This window comes from Bacillus pfraonensis (assembly GCF_050768835.1).
Taxonomy (GTDB): domain Bacteria; phylum Bacillota; class Bacilli; order Bacillales; family Bacillaceae_G; genus Bacillus_A; species Bacillus_A pfraonensis.
Genome location: NZ_JAHCDO010000094.1, coordinates 1 through 1,039 on the forward strand (window position 1 = coordinate 1; position 1,039 = coordinate 1,039).

Annotated in this window: 1 rRNA gene; it reads left to right on the forward strand. The window is 51.6% G+C overall.

Going from position 1 to position 1,039, the window contains the following annotated elements:
• A 23S ribosomal RNA gene (locus KFD70_RS29250) occupies window positions 1-1,039 on the forward strand; the annotation flags it as partial.

Genomic DNA, 1,039 nt, shown 5'->3' on the forward strand with positions numbered 1-1,039 from the left:
AGTACCGTGAGGGAAAGGTGAAAAGCACCCCGGAAGGGGAGTGAAAGAGATCCTGAAACCGTGTGCCTACAAATAGTCAGAGCCCGTTAACGGGTGATGGCGTGCCTTTTGTAGAATGAACCGGCGAGTTACGATCCCGTGCGAGGTTAAGCTGAAGAGGCGGAGCCGTAGCGAAAGCGAGTCTGAATAGGGCGTTTAGTACGTGGTCGTAGACCCGAAACCAGGTGATCTACCCATGTCCAGGGTGAAGTTCAGGTAACACTGAATGGAGGCCCGAACCCACGCACGTTGAAAAGTGCGGGGATGAGGTGTGGGTAGCGGAGAAATTCCAATCGAACCTGGAGATAGCTGGTTCTCCCCGAAATAGCTTTAGGGCTAGCCTCAAGTGTTAGAGTCTTGGAGGTAGAGCACTGATTGAACTAGGGGTCCTCATCGGATTACCGAATTCAGTCAAACTCCGAATGCCAATGACTTATCCTTGGGAGTCAGACTGCGAGTGATAAGATCCGTAGTCAAAAGGGAAACAGCCCAGACCGCCAGCTAAGGTCCCAAAGTGTGTATTAAGTGGAAAAGGATGTGGAGTTGCTTAGACAACTAGGATGTTGGCTTAGAAGCAGCCACCATTTAAAGAGTGCGTAATAGCTCACTAGTCGAGTGACTCTGCGCCGAAAATGTACCGGGGCTAAATACACCACCGAAGCTGCGGATTGATACCTATGGTATCAGTGGTAGGGGAGCGTTCTAAGGACAGTGAAGTCAGACCGGAAGGACTGGTGGAGTGCTTAGAAGTGAGAATGCCGGTATGAGTAGCGAAAGACGGGTGAGAATCCCGTCCACCGAATGCCTAAGGTTTCCTGAGGAAGGCTCGTCCGCTCAGGGTTAGTCAGGACCTAAGCCGAGGCCGACAGGCGTAGGCGATGGACAACAGGTTGATATTCCTGTACCACCTCTTTATCGTTTGAGCAATGGAGGGACGCAGAAGGATAGAAGAAGCGTGCGATTGGTTGTGCACGTCCAAGCAGTTAGGCTGGTAAGTAGG